Raw genomic sequence first — 6,573 nt, 5'->3', positions numbered from 1 at the left:
GTCCAACTGTGGGAGCGGGCTTGCCCGCGAAGAGGCCGCCAAAAACACTATAAAAACAACCGGTGTGGAATCCATTTCATGCGCCAACTGCCCTCCCTCAACATGCTCCGCGTCTTCGAAGAAGTCGCCCGCCACCGCAGTTTCAGCCAGGCCGCCGTCGGCCTCAACGTGACCCAAGGTGCGGTCAGCCGGCAGATCAAGCAGTTGGAGGACTACCTCGGTGTCGCTCTGTTCATCCGCACGCCGCAAGGCCTGGCCCTGACCGAAGCCGGCTTTGCCCTCTCGCCGCACCTGAGTGACGCCTTCGACCATATCGAGCGAGCCCTGCAGGCCGTGCGCGTGCCCAACCTGCGCCAGCGCCTGCGCATCGTCGCGCCGCCGACCTGGGCCACGCGCTGGCTGTCCGCGCACTTGCGGCGCTTTTGCGAGCGCTACCCGGACATCAACCTCAGCGTCACCCATCAAAACAGTCACGCAAGCCTGGCGGAAATCGACTGCCAGATCCGCTTCGGCCTGGAACCGGCGCTGCATTGCAGCAGCGAATTGCTGGTGATGGAACGCCACATCGCCGTGGCCAGCCCGGAGTTGTTCATCGACGGCCAGCCGCCCGACCTGCGCCGCGCCCCGCTGCTGCATATCCTGCACGACGGCAAGCGCTTGAAGGTCTGGGAGAACTGGCTGGCGGCCATGGGCCGGGAGGACATCGATGCGGACCAGGGCCTGGAATTCAGCACCCTCGACCAAGTGATTCACACCGCGCTGGCAGGCGGTGGACTGGCAGTGATCGACCGGCAGATGATCGAGCGGGAATTGGCCAATGGCAGCCTGCTGCCGATCACCCCCGTGGAGGTGATCGGCCCGTATGGCTATTGGCTGGATGTGGCGCCGGACAAGCTGGGCTTATCCAAGGTTCGGCTGTTTACGCAGTGGCTGGGCCAGGTCAGCAATCCCTGATGGCACGGGCGCCTCGGCCTTGCACGCCTGGCTCAAGGTCAACGCCTTGGTTTCCGGCGCCCAGGCCCAGGAGATGAGCGCGCCCAGCACCAGGATCGCCGAGAGAATGCCCATGGTCGGGCTCAAGCCGATGCCGGCCACGCTCACCGGCAGCAGGAAGGTACTGACCGCCGAGCCCAGGCGGCTCACCGCCGTCGCCAGGCCGATGCCGCTGGCACGCACTTCGGTGGGGAAGCTTTCTGCCGGGAACACCCCGACCAGGTTGCTCACCGCCGACAACACCAGGGTGAACACGCCGAAGGTCAGCACCATCAGCCAGGCCATGCTGCCCGGCAACACCGCGAGCAGGAACAGCGCGACGGCAAGGATGATGAACGAGTTGATCAGGAAGCCTCGGCGCGAGAACTTCACCGTGCACCAGATGCCGATCAGCGCACCGACAATCAGCAGCAGGTTGAGCAGCAGTTCGGTGCCAAAGCCCTGGGACAGGCCCATCTTCTGCAGGATCGAAGGCAGGAACGTGTAGATCGCAAAGTACGGCATCACGATGCACACAAAGAACAGGCAGTTGAACGCCGTGCGCTTGCGGTATTCACGGCTGAACAGGACGCCGTAGCCCGAGCGGGTCTGCGTCGACGGTTCTTCATCCAGGACCACGTGTTCGCCGAGGTGCTTCTTGACGATGGCGCGGGCTTCGGCGATGCGCCCACGGTTGATCAGCCAGCGCGGTGATTCCGGGGTGCCGATACGCGCGATCAGGATCAGCCCGGCGGGAATCGCCGAGGACGCCAGCATCCAGCGCCATGCATCGTCACCCAGGCTGAGCATGGCCGTGCCGACAAAGGTTGCGGCCACGTAGCCGAAAGTCCAGATCACACTGAATGAGCCCAGCAGCACGCCGCGATGTTTCTTCGGCGAGAACTCCGCCAGCATGGCATGGCCGACACTGAAATCACCGCCCAGGCCAATGCCGATCAGGATGCGGCACAACAACAGGCCCATGGCCGTTTCGGCATAGAACTGCATGACCGAGGCGACAGTGATCAACACAAAGCTGACCAGGAAGATTTTCTGCCGGCCGAGGGTGTCGGAGATCCAGCCGAAAAACAGGCTGCCGAGGAACAGCCCGATCAGCGCCGAGGCACCGATCAAGCCTTGCCAGAAGGCGTCGAGTTGCATCTGTGGGCTGAGCAGGGTGAAAGCGATACCGATCAGGCCGAGGATGTAGCCATCGGTGAAGTGCGCGCCGAAGGTCAGGCCGGCGATCTTCAGGTGAAAGCGGCCGATCGGCAGGTCGTCGATATTGACGGGTTGGGCGGTCATGGTGTTCTCCCTATTGTTGTTTTTGATGGAGTAACGGTGGGCGTGCGCCTTGTGGTGCGAGCGATGGATCGGTCGAAGCATGGGTCGCTGGCGTACCGCTGTCGCAGGCAAGCCAGCTTCCACAGTCGACCTGTGCTGTTTGCAGACCTGGGGGTCTACAGCCCGCCCATCAACAGGTATTTGATCTCCAGGTAATCATCCAGGCCGTACTTGGAGCCTTCGCGGCCGAGGCCGGATTCCTTGATGCCGCCAAACGGCGCGACTTCGGTGGAGATGATCCCTTCATTGATGCCGACCATGCCCGCCTCCAGGCCTTCGGCCATGCGCCACACACGGCCGATGTCGCGGCTGTAGAAATAGGCCGACAAGCCGAACGGCGTGTCATTGGCGCGCTGCAGTACCTCGGCTTCATCGCTGAAGCGGAAGCACGCCGCCACCGGGCCGAAGGTTTCTTCCTGGGCGATCAGCATCTCGCCGTGGGCTTCGGTGAGGATGGTCGGCTCGAAGAAGGTGCCGCCCAGCGCATGGCGCCGGCCGCCGCACAACAGCTTGGCGCCCTTTTCCAAGGCGTCGCCCACGTGGGCTTCAACCTTGGCCAGCGCGGCGGCGTTGATCAGCGGGCCTTGCTCGGTGTCGCCGTCCAGGGCGCTGCCGACACGCATGGCCTTGACCGCCTCGGCGAGTTTGGTGGTGAACGCGTCATACACGCCGTCCTGGATAAAGAAGCGGTTGACGCACACACAGGTCTGCCCGGTATTGCGGAACTTGGACGCCATCGCGCCTTTGACGGCGGCGTCGAGGTCGGCGTCGTCGAACACAATGAACGGCGCGTTGCCGCCCAGTTCCAGCGAGACTTTTTTCAGCGTGTCCGCCGCCTGGCGCATGAGCAGTTTGCCGGTGCGCGTGGAGCCGGTGAACGACAGCTTGCGCACCACGCTGGAGGCCTGCAGCGCGCCGCCGATGGCCACGGCGTCACCGGAGACAATATTGAACACACCGGCCGGAATGCCAGCCTGCTCGGCAAGGACCGCCAGGGCGAAGGCCGACAGCGGGGTTTCTTCCGAGGGCTTGAGGATCATCGTGCAGCCCGCCGCCAATGCCGGGCCGACCTTGCGGGTGACCATCGCCAGGGGGAAATTCCACGGCGTGATCGCCGCGACCACGCCGATGGCTTCCTTGGTCACGATGATGCGGGCATCGGCCTTGTGGCTCGGAATCACGTCGCCATAGGCACGCTTGGCCTCTTCGCCAAACCACTCCAGGAAGCTCGCGGCGTAGACCACTTCGCCCATGGCTTCGGCGAGGGGCTTGCCCTGCTCCAGGCTGAGCAACTGCGCGAGGTCTTTCTGATGGCTGAGCATCAGCTCGCTCCAGCGCTTGAGGCGCTGGCTGCGCTCCTTGGCCGTGAGCGTGCGCCAGGCCGGCAACGCGCGGTGGGCGGCGGCGATGGCCAGGTCGGTGTGCTCAGCGCCGGCGCGTTGTACGTCGGCGATCAGCGCGCCATTCGCCGGGTTGAGCACCGGGTAGGTCGGGCCACCGCTGGACCATTGGCCATCGATGTAGTTGCCAGTACGGATCAGCGGGTTCATGCCACGGCCTCGATCAGGTTGAAACGGTCCAGGCCCGGACGGGCCGCACGCAGGATGCGCTTGCCGGCGGTGTAGTCGTTGATCACATCGCACGGTGTGTAGTTGCGTTCCAGCTCATGCAGTTCTTCGGCATCCAATTGGGTGTCGAGGGCGGCCAGCGCGCTGTCGAACTGCGCGGTGGTATCGGCGCCGACCAGCATCACATCGACACCTGGATGGTTGGCGACCCACGCCTGGGCGATCTGCGCGTTGGACACGCCACGGGCACGTGCCACGCGCTGCACCGAATGGGCGATATCGAACGAGGTTTGGTCGCTGTACATCTGCTGGGTGAAGAAGTCGGTCTGGTTGCGCGTCGATTGCACCTCGCCGGTGAGCAAGCCGCGCGCCAGCGGGCTGAACACCGACACGCCGAGGCCCTGGTCGCGGCAGAACGGGATCATCTCGCGCTCTTCCTCGCGGTAGGCGCAGTTCAGTTGCAGCTGCATGTTGATTGGCTTGACCCAGCCATTGCGTTCGCAAGCCAGGAGAATTTTCGCCAGCTGGCCGGTGAGCATGGTCGACACGCCGATGTAGCGCGCCTTGCCGGAGCGCACGATGTCATTGAGGGCGCTCATGGTTTCTTCGACCGGGGTGTTCACGTCGAAGTAATGCAGCATGAACACGTCGACGTAATCCATGCCCAGGCGGCTGAGGGATGCGTCGATACTGTCCATGATGTGCTTGCGCGAATGGCCGCTGGCGTTGATGCCGCTGCGGGTGCCGTAGCCGACCTTGGTGGTGACCACGATCTCGTCACGCCGGGCGACGCGCTTGAGGATGCGCCCTACCACTTCCTCGCCGACACCGGCGGAATAGAAGTCGGCCAGGTCGATGAAATTGACGCCGTTGGCCAGGGCGTGAGCGACGATCGGCTCGCTTTGCTTCTCGTCGAAGATCCACGGTTTCCAGTCCGGGGTGCCCATGTTCATGGTGCCCAGGCACAGGCGCGAGACTTGCAGGCCGGAGTTGCCCAAACGAATGTATTGCATGGGGATTTCCTCAGGCTTTTGGCGTGTAGAAAGGGTTGCTGATCTGGTTGACCACGTCCGCCAGTTGCGCGGTGTACGGCGTGCCGGTGAGGGCGGCGCGGATCGCGGTGCGGCAGGCGTTGTAGTTGTTCAGGTAGACGGCATCGAGGTCGTCGCAGGCCGGGTTGACCCAGTTGGCGGTGACGATGGCCCACTCGTCTTCGGCCTCGGCCGGCAAGGTGCCGTCCAGCAACGCTTCGAGCACGGCCTTGGCGATACCGGCCTGGGACGCGCCCCAGGTGGCGTTGCCGTGCAGGTCGCTGCCGATCGCGGCCTTGTTGACGTAGAGGGTCATGGGTTTGACCGGGATGTTCGGCTGGGCGATCACCATGAACGGGCAATGCCCTTGGCTGGGAGACGCCAGGCTGTTGGCGAACGCCTGGCCGGCCGGGCCGTTGCGCGGGCCGATCAGGATATTGATGTGGGCCGCGTTGACGCCCGGGCCTTCAAAGCCTTCGCCGATGTACAGATCCAGTGTTTTCATTTCGCAAACGCTCTTTGTTGTTATGGGGAGCTGGTTGGCGATTTTTTAGCACTGGCGCTGAGGGCGGGCGTAACCATTAAAAGTCATGGGGCTGTGAGTTTTTCTCATGCCCCCGGGAAAGCGCGCTCCATCTTGATGATCTCGATGCAAACCGGGCTGTTGCCACGGCTGAAGGTGCCCTCGCCAATCTTGCGAAAGCCGCTCGCGGCATAGAATTTTTCGGCGGTGAGGGTCGCCTCCAGATACGCCTTGGCATGACCGGCGGCTTCGATGCGCGCCAGCGCTTCGCGGAGCAGGCGAGCCCCTACGCCCTGCCCGGCGGCCTGGCCACGCACAAACAGTTTGCTGACTTCGTGGCCATCGATTTCCACGAACCCCTGGATCACGTCCGTGCAGGCCAGCCACACATTGCCGGCGACGATTGCCTCGCGGTACGTCTCGGGCGAGCGGCCATCCAGCCACATGCTGATCTGAGTGGGGCCGTAATCGGCGTGGCAGAGGCTTTCGACGGAGTTTTTATGCACCTGGAAAATGCCTTCGGCGTCTTCCAGACGGGCGGCGCGGATCAATAAATGACTCATTCCCTTGAGGTCCTGATTCGGGTCAATAATGCCGGTCTTTATAGCTGACCCACGTCACGCCAGCCACTCGAGAGCGTACATCTTGTGCGTTGACCATCTTTGTTACACACCATATAGTGTGCCCACAAACAGAACAGACCACTACATAGTGTGCAGAATCGATATTTACCGACCACACTACGCGCAGTATTTCAATGCCTAGTAGCCTGCAAATTACATATTTTTGGACGGGTTCACACGCCGTCAGAACAGACCAGGAAGGAGTATTTCAATGCTGAGTTGGGATGAAGTCGACAACGAAGACACCGGTGCAGCGGTGATCAAGGGCGCCAACGCCGGCCACGCCAGTGAAGCCAACATGGACCGCCTGGATGGCGCAGGCGCCGCCGCCGCGCTGGAAGCGCGCAACGTGACGGCCAACGACTCCGCCGCGATCATCCGCGCCAAGGCCGCCCTCGACAAACTCGACGTCGCCGAAGGCCTCGCCGAGCTGGAAGGCTCCGCCGCCCGCGTCGCCGTTGACGAAAAGCGCATGATCAACTGCCGCGCCGACCTCAACCAACTCGTGCCCT

General features: G+C 63.2%; 6 protein-coding genes and 1 pseudogene. 2 read left to right on the top strand and 5 right to left on the bottom strand.

The window, feature by feature from the left end; all coding sequences use genetic code 11:
• Positions 1 to 78 precede the first annotated feature (78 nt).
• Positions 79 to 954 (top strand): LysR substrate-binding domain-containing protein, encoded by an 876-nt coding sequence (locus tag QMX97_RS31210; RefSeq protein ID WP_065906701.1) that lies wholly within the window; start codon positions 79 to 81, stop codon positions 952 to 954.
• Here QMX97_RS31210 and QMX97_RS31205 read toward each other — a convergent pair.
• From QMX97_RS31205 to QMX97_RS31185, 5 genes are all read right to left on the bottom strand, one after another.
• The gene (locus tag QMX97_RS31205) at positions 901 to 2,277 is read right to left on the bottom strand and encodes an MFS transporter (RefSeq protein ID WP_106804102.1); all 1,377 of its coding nucleotides are present in this window, start codon (positions 2,275 to 2,277) and stop codon (positions 901 to 903) included. The genes QMX97_RS31210 and QMX97_RS31205 overlap by 54 nt on opposite strands.
• 155 nt (positions 2,278 to 2,432) lie before the next feature.
• Entirely contained in the window at positions 2,433 to 3,866 is a 1,434-nt protein-coding gene (locus QMX97_RS31200; protein ID WP_065906697.1) for an NAD-dependent succinate-semialdehyde dehydrogenase, read from the bottom strand.
• Positions 3,863 to 4,897: an aldo/keto reductase gene (locus tag QMX97_RS31195; protein ID WP_065906695.1), complete on the bottom strand. Its 1,035-nt coding sequence runs from the start codon at positions 4,895 to 4,897 to the stop codon at positions 3,863 to 3,865. The genes QMX97_RS31200 and QMX97_RS31195 overlap by 4 nt, the downstream gene beginning before the upstream one ends.
• Before the next feature lie 10 nt (positions 4,898 to 4,907).
• A complete protein-coding gene (fae, locus tag QMX97_RS31190; RefSeq protein WP_065906694.1) occupies positions 4,908 to 5,420 on the bottom strand; it encodes a formaldehyde-activating enzyme in 513 nt (170 codons plus the stop codon).
• Positions 5,421 to 5,524: 104 nt separating this feature from the next.
• On the bottom strand, positions 5,525 to 6,001 hold the full coding sequence (locus QMX97_RS31185; RefSeq protein WP_282398194.1) for a GNAT family N-acetyltransferase: 477 nt from the start codon (positions 5,999 to 6,001) through the stop codon (positions 5,525 to 5,527).
• A gap of 271 nt (positions 6,002 to 6,272) precedes the next feature.
• Here QMX97_RS31185 and QMX97_RS31180 point away from each other — a divergent pair.
• A pseudogene (locus QMX97_RS31180) lies at positions 6,273 to 6,573 on the top strand (ribonucleotide-diphosphate reductase subunit beta); the annotation flags it as partial.

The sequence above is a fragment of the Pseudomonas sp. PS01298 genome, assembly GCF_029959745.1.
GTDB classification, from domain to species: domain Bacteria; phylum Pseudomonadota; class Gammaproteobacteria; order Pseudomonadales; family Pseudomonadaceae; genus Aquipseudomonas; species Aquipseudomonas aylmerensis.
The sequence above is the reverse complement of the archived record's forward strand: the minus strand, read 5'-3'. Positions and strand labels throughout refer to the sequence as shown.